Annotated in this window: 13 protein-coding genes; 6 read left to right on the top strand and 7 right to left on the bottom strand. The window is 52.6% G+C overall.

All coding sequences use genetic code 11. From position 1 onward, the window contains the following. Positions 1 to 87: 87 nt before the first annotated feature. The 4 genes from dtd to M0L20_RS01895 form a co-directional block, all read right to left on the bottom strand. A complete protein-coding gene (dtd, locus tag M0L20_RS01910; protein ID WP_248475376.1) occupies positions 88 to 540 on the bottom strand; it encodes a D-aminoacyl-tRNA deacylase in 453 nt (150 codons plus the stop codon). A 36-nt stretch (positions 541 to 576) separates the two neighbouring features. Continuing rightward, on the bottom strand, positions 577 to 1,929 hold the full coding sequence (mgtE, locus tag M0L20_RS01905) for a magnesium transporter (protein ID WP_232559132.1): 1,353 nt from the start codon (positions 1,927 to 1,929) through the stop codon (positions 577 to 579). Between the two features lie 77 nt (positions 1,930 to 2,006). After that, entirely contained in the window at positions 2,007 to 2,801 is a 795-nt protein-coding gene (gene rsmA, locus M0L20_RS01900) for a 16S rRNA (adenine(1518)-N(6)/adenine(1519)-N(6))-dimethyltransferase RsmA (RefSeq protein WP_248475375.1), read from the bottom strand. 102 nt (positions 2,802 to 2,903) lie between these two features. Then, positions 2,904 to 4,706 carry an Ig-like domain-containing domain gene (locus tag M0L20_RS01895; protein WP_248475374.1) on the bottom strand — a complete coding sequence of 601 codons (1,803 nt, stop codon included), beginning with the start codon at positions 4,704 to 4,706 and terminating at the stop codon, positions 2,904 to 2,906. A gap of 200 nt (positions 4,707 to 4,906) precedes the next feature. Here M0L20_RS01895 and M0L20_RS01890 point away from each other — a divergent pair, with 200 nt between their 5' ends. The 6 genes from M0L20_RS01890 (at position 4,907) to M0L20_RS01865 (ending at position 14,356) form a co-directional block, all read left to right on the top strand. After that, positions 4,907 to 6,205, top strand: coding sequence for a hypothetical protein (locus M0L20_RS01890; RefSeq protein ID WP_248475373.1), 1,299 nt, complete (start codon positions 4,907 to 4,909; stop codon positions 6,203 to 6,205). A gap of 9 nt (positions 6,206 to 6,214) precedes the next feature. After that, the gene (locus M0L20_RS01885; RefSeq protein ID WP_248475372.1) at positions 6,215 to 6,589 is read left to right on the top strand and encodes a hypothetical protein; all 375 of its coding nucleotides are present in this window, start codon (positions 6,215 to 6,217) and stop codon (positions 6,587 to 6,589) included. Positions 6,590 to 6,696: 107 nt separating this feature from the next. After that, the gene (locus M0L20_RS01880) at positions 6,697 to 8,178 is read left to right on the top strand and encodes a hypothetical protein (protein ID WP_232559127.1); all 1,482 of its coding nucleotides are present in this window, start codon (positions 6,697 to 6,699) and stop codon (positions 8,176 to 8,178) included. Positions 8,179 to 8,247: 69 nt separating this feature from the next. Next, positions 8,248 to 11,808, top strand: a complete 3,561-nt coding sequence (locus M0L20_RS01875; RefSeq protein ID WP_248475371.1) for a hypothetical protein — start codon at positions 8,248 to 8,250, stop codon at positions 11,806 to 11,808. A gap of 4 nt (positions 11,809 to 11,812) precedes the next feature. Beyond that, complete coding sequence (locus M0L20_RS01870; protein WP_248475370.1) at positions 11,813 to 12,670, top strand: hypothetical protein; 858 nt, start codon at positions 11,813 to 11,815, stop codon at positions 12,668 to 12,670. Between the two features lie 123 nt (positions 12,671 to 12,793). Then, positions 12,794 to 14,356: a WG repeat-containing protein gene (locus M0L20_RS01865; protein WP_248475369.1), complete on the top strand. Its 1,563-nt coding sequence runs from the start codon at positions 12,794 to 12,796 to the stop codon at positions 14,354 to 14,356. A gap of 4 nt (positions 14,357 to 14,360) precedes the next feature. Here the strand turns inward: M0L20_RS01865 and M0L20_RS01860 are convergent, their stop codons facing one another. Genes M0L20_RS01860 through M0L20_RS01850 form a run of 3 tightly spaced genes read right to left on the bottom strand, consistent with a single transcriptional unit; the run spans position 14,361 to position 17,185 of the window. Further along, complete coding sequence (locus M0L20_RS01860) at positions 14,361 to 15,893, bottom strand: hypothetical protein (protein ID WP_248475368.1); 1,533 nt, start codon at positions 15,891 to 15,893, stop codon at positions 14,361 to 14,363. Between the two features lie 12 nt (positions 15,894 to 15,905). Beyond that, positions 15,906 to 16,844, bottom strand: coding sequence for a hypothetical protein (locus M0L20_RS01855; RefSeq protein WP_248475367.1), 939 nt, complete (start codon positions 16,842 to 16,844; stop codon positions 15,906 to 15,908). Between the two features lie 2 nt (positions 16,845 to 16,846). Further along, the gene (locus tag M0L20_RS01850; protein ID WP_248475366.1) at positions 16,847 to 17,185 is read right to left on the bottom strand and encodes a PKD domain-containing protein; all 339 of its coding nucleotides are present in this window, start codon (positions 17,183 to 17,185) and stop codon (positions 16,847 to 16,849) included. Positions 17,186 to 17,282: the final 97 nt, after the last annotated feature.

Genomic DNA, 17,282 nt, shown 5'->3' with positions numbered 1-17,282 from the left:
TAGCGATAGGAAAACACCGGCAGTTACATCGTTCGCTGTCAGGCTGAACCCGACAACGGGAGACGGTTTATTGACGATAGCGCCAAGTTAAATCCTGTTTTTAGAGTCGATCACAATCGTAACCGGACCGTCGTTGAGCAACGATACTTTCATGTCCGCTCCAAATTCGCCCGTCTGAATCGGCTTTCCGAGGTCTGTCGTCAACTGGCTAATCATGGCTTCATAAAGTGGTATGGCTACTTTAGGCCGGGCGGCTTCGATGAAACTAGGACGATTGCCTTTTTTGGTGCTGGCGTGAAGCGTAAACTGACTGATGAGTAGAATGTCTCCGCCAACGGTCGTCAGGTCGAGATTCATTTTATCATCGGCATCGTTGAAGATGCGCATCCCAACAATCTTCTTACTAAGCCACTCCACATCCTCACGAGAGTCGGTGTGAGTGATGCCAAGCAAAATCAGAAAACCGGTTCCGATCTGACCTTTAACGGTATTGTCAATGGTAACGGATGCCTGGGAAACGCGCTGAATAACGGCAAGCATAGGGAAAAAGAGGATTGCGTAAAAGGAATATGGATACTAAACTTCGGTGAGCAGCCACTGGGCAATCATGAAGTAAACGCCGATCCCAATCAGGTCATTTGCGGTCGTGATGAATGGTCCCGAAGCTACTGCCGGATTGATACCGATTCGGTTGAGAAGCAATGGCGTTATCGTACCCATGAAGGAAGCCAGCAATACAACGGCCAGCAAGGACGTGGCGACGACAAAAAACAGGCGGGGTTCACCAATGAGAAAGGTGTACGTTCCGGCGATCAAGCCAACTACCAACCCATTGATGATGGCTACCAGTAAGGTTCGCAGGAGCCGTTTGGCGATGGTTGTGCTCAGTCCCGATGTGTCGGCCAGGCTTTGTAAAATCAGCGATGAGGTTTGAATGCCAACGTTACCGCCCGTCGAGCCAATGATCGGAATAAAAGCCGCCAGGGCCGAAACCTTGCCCAGTTCGCTTTGAAAGCCGTTGATAACCGTGGCTGCCAGCAAACTACCGACGGCGCCCGCTACAAGCCAGGGCAACTGAATTTTTGAGCGCTGCCAGATGTTGTCGTCTTCCTCGACTTCCCCCGAAAGACCCGAAATAACCTGAATGTCTTCTTCGGCCTGTTCGGTAATTACGTCAACCACATCGTCAATCGTAATCCGGCCCAGTAAGCGCTGCTGGATGTTCACCACCGGAATGGCGTCTAAGTCGTATTTCCGCATCACTTCGGCCACTTCCGTAACGGGGCGGTAGGTCTCCACGAATACAACGTCATCATCGTAGATATCGTCGATTCTCGTGGTCTTGCGCGCGAGCACGATTTTTTTTAACGAAACCAGCCCCAGTAGTTTGCCAACATCGTCGACGACGTACACAGCATACACATTTTCAACGTCTTCTGCTTGCTGGCGAATTTCTTCAATGCAGGCATTGACTGTCAGGTTGACGTTTATTTTGATCAACTCTTTCTGCATTAGGCCGCCCGCTACGCTGTCGTCGTAGTGCAGCAGATCCAGAATAAAACGGGCTTGCTCCCGGTCTTCCAGCAGACCGATTACTTCTTCGCGTACCTGAATAGGCTGCTCGTTGAGTAGGTCAACGGCATCATCGGAGTCCATCTGGTTAATGAACGGAGCCAGCTCTTCGGAGGTAAACGTTTTGAGCAGGTTCGTACGATCCGTTGGGTCGAGATTCGCCAGAATCTCCGCGCCAACGGGTTTGTCGAGCAGGCTGAGCAGGTAATGGGCCGGTTCCGGTTCTAGTTCGTACAGGATTCCCGAAATATCGGCGGGAAACAGTTCTTCCATCTCAGTACGAAGCAGTGTGTCGTCGCCCGCTTCAATCGCTGATTGGATATGATCAAGATAATCTTTGGTAAGTTCGAAAGTCACGGCTCCGTCGATGAATCATGAATGATAACGTATGAATGGTGAATCTGACCACCTTGTTTTCGTCAATTCATCATTTATCACTCCGTCGTCATCATTAACTGGGTCAGCTGGATAAAATCGGCTACACTCAACTGCTCAGCACGCTTGTCCATAAACGAACTGGAAAGGGCCGCTTCGGTCGGGTTGAGTGGTTTGAGGGCATTGCGGAGAGTTTTTCGGCGCTGGCTGAACCCGTGTTTGACAACCTGAACGAATTTACGTTCGTCGCAGCCGAGATCCGTTTTGTCATTGCGTCGAAGCGAAATAACGCCCGAATGCACTTTGGGTGGCGGATTGAACACATCCGGTGCAACCGTAAATTCGTACTTAATGTCGTACCAGGCCTGAAGCAATACGCTCAGAATCCCGTAGTCTTTGTTGCCCGGTCCCGACGCCACCCGCTGAGCCACTTCGCGCTGGAACATACCCACCAGCTCCGGCACGCGGTTGCGCATGTCGAGTACTTTGAAGAGAATCTGCGTTGAGATATTGTACGGGAAATTGCCGATCACCGCAAACGGTTCTGTATTGTCCGGTTGCTTGGTAGGAAGCAGATCGGGACGGATATTCAGAAAATCGGATGCCAGAATATGCCCTTCCAGCTTCGGGAAATGCTGTTTCAGGTAATCGACGGATTCGCGGTCGATTTCAATAACGTACGTCTCAAATCGGGTGTCGGTCAAAAGATACTGCGTCAGTACACCCATGCCCGGCCCGATTTCGAGGGCTTTTGTGTAATTTCCGTGTCCAGACAGCAGTTCAGCAATGCGCTGGGCAATGCTGAGATCTTTCAAAAAATGCTGACCGAGTTCTTTTTTAGGCTTAACGTACACGATGCTGTAAAGTAATGCGGTTTATGCTTCACCGGAGCAAAGCAGTGCAAAGGTACGGGGCCGCGCTCGAAATCCGGCAACGCTTGTCTGAATGCCCGGCACTCAGAAATCAATATCCGTTAGCTCGAAGTTCTGTTTGAGGGGAATAATACCACCTTCTTCGGCACCGGGATGGTAAATAATCGTTTCGGGCTGAATTCCTTTCTGCACATTGCCGATGTCGCGCTTTCGGTTGCCGTTGGCGTCGATGATCAGCCGGACCCGGTAGCGCCCCGGTTTAAGCCGTGGAAAGCTGTAATTGGTTGCTCCATACGCCGTTCGAACAACCGTGTATTTTTCGTCCAGAAGCTCAACGATGAAATTTTTATCGGGTCGATTGACGCGGCCCGCAATCAGGCCGTAGCTATCTTCCTCCGCAATTCGGTAGCGGGCGTTGTAGCGGGCGAGTGTATCGCCCTGCACACTAATGAATGAGCCTTTCTGGAGCCTGAAAATAAGCGTATCCTTAAGGTTTGTTTTTCGTTTGATTTCCAGTTGACTGAAACTGTTACTCCATACCAGTTCTTCCGGCGTAAATTTGTACGGCTTGGTACTATCAGGGCCAATGACGATAAGTTCGGTGAAATACCGAAAAACCGGTTTAGAGAACTGAAGCTTAAAATCCAGGTTGTTGTCGATGGGGTCGCTGGCCTGGGGCGACACCTGAACCGTGAGGGGTCGGCGGTCTTTAGCGCGTGACTTGATCGGCGAAAAATACACCCGTTCCCTCAATTCCGTGATGTTGCCAACCGAATCTTGGGCCATGACCACCATATTGATCGTATCGTTGGCCGCCCGGTTGGCCGGACGAAACAACCGGATCATCTTGGGGCTTTCCAGAAACGACACAAGCGTATCGCCAGACGGCACGAAGGTCATTGATACCGCCGACGTGGATGTGGCCGACGTGGATGTGGCCGTCGTGGAAAAAGCCGCCGTGGAGACGGCCGACGTAGATTTGGGTGCTGCGGTCGTCGATGTGGCAGAAGTCGAAGCCGCCGTGGATGTGGCCGCCGTGGATGTGGCTGATGTTACTGGTACCATTTTCCCGAACAGTAGCTTGTAGCTGGCAATACCGCTGCTTAATTCCAGACCCAACGTTTCGTCGGTGCGTTCGCGTCGGCTGATGCGGGGCTTACCGTAGCCCCGAAAAGCGATCATGTTAACGTCGGTATAGTTGCGATTCAGATTCACTACACTATCGCGGAAAGCGACCCGCTCACCGGGGGTATTGTTGACCAGATTCAAATCTTTATCGTCGAAGCCGTACACCTTGTACTGACCGGCTTTCACGTTTTCGATGCGGTAGTTTCCGCTGCTGTCCGTTCGGGCGTAATAGGCGGGGCGCTTGCGGTTGATCGGTAGGGTGTCGGTTGGCGCAAACAGACCCACTACGAAGTTCAGAATGGGTAATCGGCTTTCGTCGTCTACAACGTTACCGCTCAGATACAGCGAGTCGATAGCCGGACCGGTGCTGAACACAATCTTCGCATCTTTCGCAATATTTCGTTCGGTGATATCCTTTATGCCGTCAGAAAAGTTAATGGTGTAGGTTGTGTTTGGCTGAAACGGTCGGTTGAAGTTCAGGCGTAACCCTTTGGGCAGCACTTTCACGACGAATGTGTTGCTGTCCTGCGGGGTGATCGTAATTTTCTGCTGGATATTTTCGGTGTTGACGTACTCGTCAAATTCCAGTTCGACCGACTTGCCGGTGTAGTTCAGTTGACGGGCGGCAGGCATACTGCTCACCAGCGTGGGCGCAAGGGTATCTTTCTTGCCACCGGGTGGCTGAGCAACCTGAGCACAATTTTGGAGAAGAATCGGAAGCGACAGTAAAAAAAGTATTACAAAATGGCGGAGCGTCATATCAAATGCAATCAGACTACAAAGGTAAACGTCCGTTCATCGTTAAACTGTACCGGCTGACATAAAATGGCTGTGTGCTTCGTTACCTTAAGTAGAATTTTAAGAAAAATTAAAGCTCTCCGCCAGAACGGAGGGTAGAGAACGGGGCTGTTTGGTACTTTTGCCCCGCACACATTCTCGTAATGACGAAAAAATTATTCATGATCCGCACACGAATAGGCTGGTATAACCTGCTGTTGGGCGTAGGGCTGGCCACCTTTTTGCAGAGCTGTAATCTGGCTCCAAAAGAAGAGGAAACGCCTACTGTCAAAGCCGATACCATTAACCAGATTAATTTTTTTCTGGAAACGTCGGCTAGTATGGGTGGCTATCTAAACGGTAGTACCGAGTTCAAAAATATCGTTTCCGAATTTGCGAACAAGCTCAGCCAGATCGAGCCGGTTCGTAAACCCCTCGCCCTTTATACCATCAGCACCGAAGCGCAGGCGTATCCCGGCGACGTTGATAAATTCGTGACGAGTCTGGCGACGGTTCCGCTGGCAAACGCCCGTAGTTCCGAATTGCACACGATTTTCCGGCAGGTAGGCGAAAAAGCGCGTAACAACAGCGTCGCCTTGCTGGTGTCGGATTGTATTCTATCGTTTCCCGACGAAGACATCAAGAAAAATCCGCAGATCAACGCCACGGACGCATCGAGCGTGCTGAAAAACGAAATCAACCGGCAGTTCGCTCAGTTGAGCAAAGATACGATCAACGCGACGGTCTACGCCTTTTCGTCGGCTTTCAACGGGACGTACTACGATTACCAGAACAAAAAGCAGAAGCTAAACGGCGAATCGCGACCGTTTTATATCTGGGTGATCGGCAAACAGCGCGTTCTGAACCTGTTCAATCAGAAACTACAGGCCACGCTGACTACAAAGCCCGATAAGCAGCTTGACTTTGGCGGAACCGGTACGATTACGGACTACGATCTGTTTTACACCCTAAACCGGAAAGGCGAAAACTGGAACGCCGATGAGCCGCGTATCACCAATCTTAAGGGTGTGCGAACGGACCGGTCAGCAGAATTTGCCATCGGCGTTAACCTGAGCGGCTTGCCTTCCTACGCCCAGACTGAAGCCTACCTGACCAAAAATCTAAACGTGTCGGCGGGTAATGCGGGGGTGAAACTACTCCGGATCGAACCCAAGGATGCTGTCAAAGACACGGAAAAGCTAAAAACGAACGAAGCGAAAATGCTGAGCGAAGCCACGCACGTGCTGACGTTTCGGGTAACGCAGCTGTTTGAGCCAAAAACGCCCGTTACGATCAAACTGCCCGTTCGGTACGATACGTGGTACTTGAATCAATCGACGATGGACGACCGTACCGCAGCCGGTCGGGAAGGGAAAACATTTGCGCTTGAACACCTGATGAATGGCGTCCGCGATGCGTACGAAACCCGTTCCGGCAATGATAAATCGTTTCTTCAACTGAATCTTACCCTCGAACAATAAACAAGCCCCATGTTCACTGCTTTGTACGAATTGCTGATCGGCAAAAACCCTGACCCAACGTATCGCAACACTGTTTTTACGCCTGTCGGCTTACTGACAGTGGTGATTATGCTGGCGTTAGCGGCCACCTTCTATCTGTTACTTGGCCGTTGGCAGGCCGTTTTTCACCGAACCAGTCATTGGATCATTACGCTGGTTGTCGCTCTGATTATCGCCTTTTCGCTGGCTGTCAGTTACGCGAAAGATGCAACCGGCGAGCCTGAAGCGGACAGCTATATGCTTGGTTTCGGTGGAGTTAACTTAATTCTGGCGGGGCTGTTGTTTTTCGGTTTTTCGCTACTCTTCCGGCGCGGTTCAAAGTTTGCCCGGTACACCCCGTTTTAAATCGTAGTTGACACTAGTTTTCAGGGTTTGGTTTTCAGGCTGGCGTAAACGGGAATGATCGCTTCGCGGCCTGAAAACAAAAAGCTGGAAGCTGAACATGTAAAAAGATGAAGCTTTTTGTTTTTGCTATCGGCGGGACAGGTGCGCGGGTATTACGTTCGCTAACGATGATGCTGGCAGCCGGGGCCAAAGTGCCCGATAATCTGACAATCATCCCGATTCTGCTGGATATGGATATGCAGAACGGCGATACGGCCCGTGCGCTCAACGGTGTCGAACTGTACCGGACCATCCGCAATGCGGCTTATCCGAACGGAGCCGCGCCGAACAGTCAGGCCTTCTTTGCCGCGCCAATCCAGTCGCTGGGCACGCTCCAGAGCGAAACCACGCAGGAACGCATCGGCGATTCGTTTCTACCCCAATTAACCGAGCACCAGGGTACGTTCGAGGAGTTTTTGAACGTCAGCACGATGGACGACATCGACCGGGAATTGCTGAAAGTGCTGTACGACAATTCGGCCCGGCCCACCAGCGCGGAGCTGAAGCTCGATCTGTCGGTTGGTTTCAAAGGCAATCCGAACATTGGTAGCGTCGTATTCAACGCCCTCGAAGATTCGGCCCTCTACAAATACTTCGTCGGCGCGTTCAACAACGAAACGGACCGGATTTTTATCATTAGTTCGATCTTCGGTGGTACCGGTTCGTCGGGCTTTCCGCAGTTGGTGAAGCTGTTGCAGGAGCCGAGCCAGAAAATGCCGATTCGCAATGCCCGCAAAGGAGCCGTTACGGTGATGCCGTATTTCGCGCTGGAAGAAAACGGGCAGAGCGCCATCGACCAGAACCGCTTCAACTCAAAAACGAAGGCGGCCCTGTCGTACTACCAGAATCAGATTCACCTCGACTCACTGTATTACATCGGTGACAAACCCGGTGCTAAGCTTTACGCGAACGTGGAAGGTGGCGTCAAACAAGCCAACAACGCGCATATCGTAGAACTGCTGGCCGCTGAAACGGTCCTGGATTTTGCGAACCGTGGAGCGGGTGAATTTGCTGGTGCCAAAACGTACTACGAATACGGCCTCCGGCGCGACGACCGTCAACTGGATTTCGTTCACTTCGCCGACTCGACCTACCGCAACGTGATGCAGCCGATGATCCGGTTTGCGTACGCCAGTAAGTTCTACACCGAGTACATACCTGCGAACCTGCGGGAGTCTTTTGCCAAAAGTCTGGGCTTGCAGCAGCAATTGGGCAGTGGGACCTACTTCGTGGCGCTGACCAAGTTTATGGGTGAATATTTCCGGAAATGGCTGTCTGAAATGGCTGATAACGACCGCAAATTCGACCCGTTCAATTTCCAGACGGATTTCAACGGAATGGTCCGTGCCAAACAAATTGAGCCTAAAACCTTCATGGGCTTCGGCGACAAAGGAATCAACGAAAGCTTCCTGCTGAACGAAGCAGGCGACGCCGAGCCAAAACTCCTGGCCCAGTACCCGCAGCCCGAAACGCGCCTGATGCACCTATTGATGGTCGTCGCCGATAAGTGTATGCAAAAACTCGGTGACCTCAACCGGCAGCTTGTTTAAACCTAATGTTTGGCCTACCGCTAGCTCGCTAAGGCTGTAGGCCGGATTTTGTAAACTGAAAAGTTTAGTATGCCCCATATCCTTCGCATTGACAACGACCCGAACGTGGTCGAACAAAATCACCTCGGCTGGACGGGCGGAACCGTTGGGCTGGTCGGTAATCGCATTGAACACATCCCCGATACCCTGCTGAATCAGGCAGGACTGGCCGCCAAAGCGGGTACCTCCATTCCGTCGCCGTTTGCCCGGTTGTATCTGTTTGATGCTGCTTTCCGGCTGGTGATGAATGACCTGCGTCCGGCTCAGCCGAACATGTACCATGTGCTGGTATCGCACTGCCTTGATCTGCTCGAACTGTTGTTCCAGGCCGGGGCCAGCCCTGACCTGACGTACCGGGTCTGGAATCGCGCGGATCGGCTTGGTGCGTTGAACCAAAAAGCACCGTTGCCCAACGCGCCGAATCGGCGGCATCCGCACCGGGTACTGGCGAAGGCGCTGGAACTGGACATGCGCCACGATCTGGCTAACCTGCAAACCTTCACGCTGATTTACTACAAAGGCGCGTTGCTGGGCGGCACATCACCGCTGACGTTGGTATTTACGTCGCCCAACTGGGAGCAGGAACGCCAGAACAAGTTTCTCGATCCACCCAAGAGCAGTACGGGCCGGGTGTTGTTTCAGCAAGAATACGTACCCCTCGAAAATCGTGACCGGGCGTTCGTGACGTACCTGAGCCGGTTGTTCGAGCAATACAAAAACCTGCTGCCGGAAAACAGTGGTCTGATGAAATTTCTGGACAAACTGTTCCGCGACAATCCGTATCCTCTACCCGTTGATGCCGGAAAAACGCTCAATGATTTTATTCCGATCAGCACCAACATCGAAGGGTTCAGTACGCTTCAGGTCGTGACGGGCTTACCGCTCTACAGCGTTCGGGCCGACGACGTGTTGCGGGAGGTGGAAAGCAACAGCGATTTTGTGATGCTGCCAACGGTTGGTTACTACAAAGAAGAAACCAACAAGAACGGCGTCAAAACAAACGTGCGGCCTCCCTTGGCACTGGCTTCGCGGATGGATGTGCGCGGACGATACGTCAAAAATACTGACTGGGATTCCCGTACCGTTATTCCGTCGTCGCTGCTGAACGATCTGAGCGCGGGCGGATTGCTGGCCGACCGTCGGTTGCCGGGCGTCGATAACGTGCAGTATCCATTCGTCTCGACCGACGATTTCCTGGAGGATTTTTTGATTCGGATGCCGTTCAAAATCAACAGCGAACGGTTCTTTACCGGAACGGCAAACCGCGCGGATTGCGATTTTCTGCTGCCGGTTCGAAAAGAATATTTCAATTTCTTTACCCTCGACGATCTGCGCAATTACCTGACGCTGGACATCAGCGACCAGCGCGTTACGGTTACGCTCAAAGTACCCGTGCGTGGGCAAAGCGTACGATTTGTAGACTTCCGGAAGACGTACGAACTGAACGAACCCGAAAAAGTCCTCGACCTACCGGTCGGCATGGGTTTCTTCCCGTTCTATCGACTGACGATTCCCGACCAGCAAACGCTGAATCGGTACACGGTTCTGCTGGCCGACGGTACAACGTCGCAGGCAACGCAGGCAAATTTCTACCGGTTCCAGGATGTTGTCAGCCAACATGCGCTGACGAGTGGCAAACCCCAGCCCCGCAGTCCGAAAGTAGGCGAACGACCCGCATCGTATTATTACAAGATCAACGAAGCGTTCGATCTGGTCGAAATTCAGCTGTCCAACAACGACATTCCGTACCGGGGCATGGTGTTGCCGGAGTTTATCACGGTTTCGAATCGGGGCTACGAAGAGTTTACATTTGCGATTGACTTTGGAACGTCGAATACGCACGTAGCTTACCTGGTTAAGGATCAGGGCGGTTCTAAACCTGATCCAGAAGCACTGACCGTTACCGAAGATGACCTGCAAATGGTGTTGCTCAACAAGCCGTATTCGGGACCGGGAATTAGCAAGGATTATGACCGGTACAGCGTCCGGAGCAGCTTTGGAGCGTTCGAGCAATTAGAGCCGCTGGTCCGGCGCGAGTTTGTGCCACCCCTCATTGGCCGAAATCCGAGATTGGGCACACCCTTTGCCTTTCCGTTGCGGACGACCATTTACGAGCGGGAGGGACTTACGCAGGGGGGCGACTACCTGTTTACGAAACTGAACCTCGGCTTCAACATCGACCTTGAACAGGTTACGGTGGGCGAGAACAACCGCTATGTATCGACACTGAAATGGTTATTCGAGAATAAGCCAAACGATACGCTGAACGATTTGCGGGTGCGGGCGTTTTTCGAGACGCTTCTGCTCTTGATTCGCCATAAGGTTGTGCAGAACAAAGGCGATGTGGCCCTGACGAAAATCGTCTGGCTGGCTCCGTCGAGCATGACCCGGCGTACGCGCAACCGACTGACCGCCGAGTGGAACAAAGCGATGCAGGAGGTATTTGGTACTACGGCTTATTTTCAGGATGAACCTATTCTGGAATCGCTGGCACCGTACTTCTATCTGCAACGGCAGGGCGTTCTGCCGACGGCCAATGCGGTCAACGTCGATATCGGAGGGGGCACGTCGGATTTGATGTTTTTTGCGCAGAGCCAGCGCCGGTATTTCAACACCTCGTTCCGGTTTGCAGCCAACGATATCTGGGGTGGAGGGCTCGATGAAACGGGGGCACCGTCGGGGCGGATGGATAACGGCTTCGTATCCAACTTCCTGACGTACCGGAGCAACAACCCATCAAGTCAGAAAACAGGAGCCGATCAGACGCTGGACGCTTTCCTGGACCCTAAACGTCGGATGTCGCCCGAAGACGTGGTGAGCTTGCTGTTCAAATACGACGATCATTTCCAGTTTACAAAAGCGATTCAGAACCAGCAGCCCGCGTTGTTGATTGTGCTGTACCTGCATTACGCGTCGATCATATACCACTTGGTGCAGCTGATCGAATCGCAGGAAAAGCAGGAAGCCGGTGTACCGCTCGATCTGCCGCGCTTCCTGACGTTCACCGGTCGGGGTAGCCAGTACCTGAACCTGCTCGGTACGCGGGGCGATCTGATCGATTACACTAAACGGTTGTTTGCCGCTTACACGACCAAGCCGGTGCCCGCCAATTTCCAGATTCTGCTGACCGACAATCCGAAAGAGACGACGGCAAACGGCGCGGTTCTGTACCAGACGGCTACTGACCGCGATCAGTATCGGGGCAACCAGACAACGGCCTATTGGGGTAACGAGCCAACGCACCCAATTTCGTTCGCTTACAACGAAACGACCGTGGACGTGGTGGGTGGCGAAAACGATTTCCACGACTCCGTACTTCGAAATGTGCGCGATTTCCTGGAAAAGACGTTAAAAAATAGCTCGGTGTCGGCTTTCCTCGGTGACTTTGGTATTCGCCGGACACAGGACTACTACGACTTCCTGGTTGGCTCGGACGTAACCCGGAGTAGCGTACTGCACGATAGCTACATGCTGGCTAAACTGCCCATCGAACGCGATGCCGATGCGCGGCTGTCGGAAACGTTCTTTTTCCTGCCGCTAAAGAACGCGCTCTACGAACTGTCGAAATACATTGCCAAAAATCAGTCGTAACCGAATGATGACGCAACGATTCAAAAAAGGCTGGCTGTTGGTTCTCGGACTGACAGCCAGCGTAGTCGCGCAGGCTCAAGACACAGTAGTCGCGCAAACTCAAGATGCAGGCGCAGCGTCGAAACCAAGCGTCTACACCTATCTGGCTTTAATTCTTGCGCTTGTCGCTACCATTGGTCTGGTCCTGCTCTGGTGGCAAAGTCGGTTGGCGTGGAGTAAAATTAATGCGGAGCGACGATCCCCAAGTGGTAGCACCGATAGTATGCGCGAAGTAAGTGGACGCGTTACTTCGCTAGAACAGGATAATAGGGCATTGGTTACGAAGTTGAAAGCTCTGGAAGTCCAATTAGCGCAGCTTCGCGAACAGCAAACGGCTCGGGTCGATCATCGGCCAGCCCCCGCACAGCCCGCTGTCGCATCGACACCACCGCCTTCCCCGCGACCCGCGCCCGCTCAACCGGTAGTTGCTACCAGCGAACCTGTTCAACGCCCTGCTGCACCAATGCCGTCACAATCGCAGCGGTCTGCCCCGGTCAAGACGCTTCCGTCAAAACTGTACGCCCGCACGGCCGATGTACCCGGTGGTTTTAGCGTAAGCAGCTTGGTCGAAACGCCCAACCGGCCAATGGTCTTTGTGATTACGCCAACGGGACCAGCACAGGCTACCTTCCGCGTGACCGACGATCCGGAAGCCCAGCGGCTAGCGCTTAGTGATCCCTATTCGTACCTGAGCGACGCCTGCAATTACCAGTCCCGACCCGAAGCAAACAGCCGTATTCACATGATTTCCGACGGAAAATTGCAATTGCAAGGTGAAAAATGGCATATTATTGAAAAAGCGGAAATTAGTTTCTATGCCTAATGTGTTAGGTGTGTAGTGGGGTAGTCCTAATGAGTGGTGTCAGATTTGAGAATCTGACACCACTCATTAGGACTACCTTGTTTGCCAATTCTACTTACCCAATCCAGCATTTAGGCTGTCACGATGACGCTTACCGAATTAAAAGAGCGAATAAAAGAAGAGGTCGTCCTGCACGAAGGCGACTTGAAAGAATGGCAGTGGCGCAGAAATGGTCTGCTAACCGAAGCCGAGCAGGATGGTATTGCGTCCGCTGAATTTATGCGGCTGGTCAATGACGTGAGCTACCAGGTCGGCGGGTTGTTCCCCCGCATCAACTCGTTGAAATCGACGGCTGAAACGTACGCGCGGACCGATAAAAAAAAACTATTACCCCTGCACCTTGAAGAGATCATTACCGAAGCAGAGCGATTGACCTTATCGCGGTCGTTCGTAACGGATCGCTGGCTTCCGGCTATTCTGGCTACCATTCCTGATCCGCCTAAATCAGAGCCAGTAACGGCACCCCCTCCACAACCCGTTCCTTCGGCTCCGTCGATACCTCAGGCCACTCCAACGAGTATAAGCCGGGAGGAGGTACGGAAGCGGATTGCGGCCAAACTCGACTTATACAAATCACAACAAACGATTCAATCCTGGGTGTTGCGGGATTTGCTCAGCAGCATCGACGCCGACGAATCGGTCGTAACCGAAGAAGTCTTCTCGTATCTGGTCAGTAATTTCTTTAAAGCCGCTCGCGAACCGCAGGGTAATTCACTGCGCGAACGACTGGTATCTGCCGATTGGGAAAATGTGCTGTACAAGTCCGAGTCGAAGCCTGCGCCCGTTGTAAAGACGGAGCCTTATCGTCCAGAACCGACGCGCGTTCCCGAACCACAGCCCGTTGTCCGTTCGTTTACCGCCCAGCCCGCCCGTGTACACAAAGGCGAGGCTGTAACCTTATCCTGGGAGGTAGACAATTTGTTGGCCGTTACAATTGACGATCTGGGTACGGGCCTTTCTCCGCAAAACAGGGGTTGGGTCAAGCCGACAAAAACCACCGACTATACCCTTTTCGACGCCAATAATAATCCGTTGAGTACGGTTCGGGTAGAGGTTATTCCCCGCGACCGAAGTGGCGTATATGGCGTGTTGTTCGCGCTGGCGTTGCTGGCCTTGATTTACTGGTTTATCAAAAATACGAGTTCACAGCAGCCCGAACCACCCCGCAAGTCGCGAACGGAAAAAGCGACTAAGCATGCAACGAGTCGTTCCTCTCGTCTGCCTAAAAAAAAGCGTAAGGCGGTAGAAGAAGTAGCTGAGAAACCGGTCAAAAACCCGGTAGAAACCGTTGCCAGCGATGAACCTGCTCCAAAGGTCAGTGTGCAGAAGGAGGAGGCTCCCGTTCGGACTGCCTCCGCACCGGCTAGCAGCGAGCCTTCTCCAAGCCGGTCGTCATCGCAAACCGCGAAACCACAATACTCCGAACCTGCCGATAAGCCTTACGACAAAGTAGATAATCGCATTGATGAGCAGGGCTGGCGCATGGCCCGAAAAGGTAAACGCTGGGGCTATGTCAACGAATACGACGAATGGGTGATCCATCCCCAGTTTGAAGCGACGACACCTTTCCGTGGAAATACCGCTTCTGTTTTTCTCAACGGGCAGCTCATGACCATTGATCGATCAGGAGCGCAGGTTCGGAACTAGCCTTCTATTCGGTGCCGGTCTGCACGGCCAAATGTTGAAACTTAACGGTTGGCGAGGCCGCAATGAAGCCGATACCATTTCCTTTGAACGGTCGAAAAACGTGCGGACTGTCTTCTACTTCCTGCCCATTGATGTAAAAGTGAAGTTGATTCAGTTCCTTCTTGATGGTCAGCGTGTTGCGCTCGCGGTTAACGGGGACTTTTGGCGAAACAGGATTGCCGGGCATGTAATTGGCAAACGTGCTACCGTTGGTAATCGATTTGATCGATACGCGGTTAGCGCCCATAAGCCGAAATTGACAAAACGTAGTAACATCTTTCACCCCGACCAGTAGACCACCATCGGGCTGGACACCCGGCGGCACAATCATATCAACGGTTATGGTAAAGGTCTTTGCTTTGTTAAGATCCACTGCTTGCGGCAGACGGATATAACTATGAGCAGGATTAGCCGTTGCGGGAGACGTTTTACGGATGTAATAATTGCCGAGGCTCATTTCCAGTTCATAGCCATTTTTTCGCCCAACCAGCCAATGATTCTGATTGTCGGTAAATGATTCAGTGAAGGAGACCGGGCCTGTACTAACGGGTTTGGGCGCTTCGGTCTTCGGTACGGACTCTGTAGCGATGGATGCTGTCGTATTATCTGCAACCGGGGCCGGGGTCGTATTAGTTGTGGCTGGCTGGGTTACGGAGCTGGTATACGAAGGTAGCGGCTCCGGACCGGACGCGCCGAGCGTAACGCTCAGCTTCTGAAAAGCCGTCCAGTAAGCGGAGGAAATCATACCGATCCCATTACCCGGTAGCATCCTGAACCGGTAAGGACTGGTACGAATTTCCTGGTCATTAATATAAAAGTGGAGCGAATACCCTTTCCGCCGAATGGTGAGCCGGTTGCGATTGGATTCCACGGGAATACCGGGTTTAAAGAAATCGCCGGACATGTAATCGCTGGTTGTCTGGCCGTTTACCATTCGAACGATTGAAACTTCTCCCTGACCGTTCAGCGTAAAGGCGTTATAATTCAGAGAGTCGCGAACGCCGAACAGAATGCCACCACTGGGTACGCGTCCCGAATCGGCCAATACGTCAATTTTGATGGTAAACTGGTCCGCTACGTTCAGGTTGATGTCTGTTGGCAACGGCACATAACTAAACGCTGCCTGCCTCGTACTACTGTTCCGTTTGAGAATACTGTAGCGGCCCATCCCAATCTGGTAGTGGTAATCACCCTGGATTCCGGCTTTCCAGCCGTTGCGGTTGGTTGCGAAGTCACCGGTAAAGGCAGGGCGGAAGCCGGAGGTTGTCGCTGGAGCGGAATTTGTCCGGTTCGCTCTGGAAGTAGCGCTACGCAGTGGTGCCGACGAAGCGGATTGACCGGTAGTTGGCTGCGTTGGCGACGTGGGATGGATCGTGACTTTCTGCCACTCGCTCGATGCCGAATAAATAAATGGTTTGGACTCTCGGGTTGTCGTCGATTGCCCAACGCTGTATTTCGTTAGCGAAACAAATGCGATAACGAAGAAAATCAGGCGCATGGTCATTTTTGCTTAGAATGAATACCGGATGCCCGCCGTTGGCTGGCCAGCCTGAAGGCCCGGATAAGCCGAGAAAGACCGAATCCGACGGGCTTCTTTCTTTAACTGGCTGTTTCGCAGTCCCCTCAATAGTGTCAGCACCACATCGGTTGCCGCTACGGCAATAGCTACCCTCGTTGCCACGTAATACCGGTGATGGTGATCGTTGGCAAGGGCATAGTACGGTTCGCCAGCCTGGGCATTTTTCTGCTGTTCGTAGATAGCAAAATTATCCCTCGACTTTTGGCGCTCGATGATACCGTAGGCCGCTAAGCCGTAACATCCTATTGTTATTAACGGACGCAGACCGAGTTTTGGCTTAGGCCACTGCACAAAAATATTGCCGACACCCGGTGCCACCGCCGATAGCAGAGCCCAGGCCGGTCCGGCGTAGCGATCCTGGCGGGGTCTGTGACCGGGTCGTTCCTGACCGGGTCTATCCTGACTGGGTTGCTCCGTGTTGGATTGGGATGGCTGCTCACTGGATGGTGCTGCGCCAGTGGGTGTCGTTGGGGCGGGTGCGGTAACGGCATCCGGGCGGGGTGCGGGGGCGTTCGCCAGCGGAGAGGACTCCCGTATCGGGCTCGTTTTGATCCGGACAACGGCCTGAATTTCTTCATTGAGCGCATAGCCATTCGCTAAGGCGTTCCAAACAATGCGCCGGTCGGAGCCCGCTGTAATTCGAGTGCCTATATCACCCCGTACAAACTGGGGGAGAACGGTTAGAAGGCCGCGCTGACGACTGCGTACATCAAAATAAACAGAGTCGCCGGGGCGGGCGTTAACCAGATCATAGCGAATTTCCAGTTGCGTTGAGTCCAGTACGCGCAGGCGAATGTTGCGCACGCGTTCCTGAGCCCAGGCCGGAGAGTTTATGAGCAAGTACAAACTAACAAGAAAGAGCAATCGCATGATCATTGGTTACGGACGGTTATTCGGTAGGTCGTGGTGAAGATATCGTCACAGGTATTGGCTATTGTCATGGTTACTATGTAGGTCCCGGCTTTTTCGTAATTGTACGCCACGCGTGTTCCGACGCGGTTCACGCCTTTGTTGTCGCCAAAATCCCAGCCTATCAGGCCAATGTCGCCCTGAGGGTTTTCCGCAAACAAAGTTACGTCCAGTCGGTCGGCGGTGAAGCCAATCGTGGCGGAGGGTTTGGCGCAGGTAGGAAAGGTTTTTCGTTTTAAATCAAAAGGTTCGCAACTTAGTAGCGTAAGCGAAAGAAAACCGATAATAAACCACGTTCGCATAGTTGTAGGATCATTCAGGGCAAATTTCGCAATATTATGTCAACGAATTAACGGCTTTCGAATAAAAATGATCCCTGCCATCCGAGCGGGATGCTTT

Source organism: Spirosoma liriopis (assembly GCF_023196085.1).
GTDB lineage: Bacteria > Bacteroidota > Bacteroidia > Cytophagales > Spirosomataceae > Spirosoma > Spirosoma oryzicola.
Note: the sequence above shows the minus strand (reverse complement) of the source record. Positions and strands in the feature narration are given on the sequence as shown.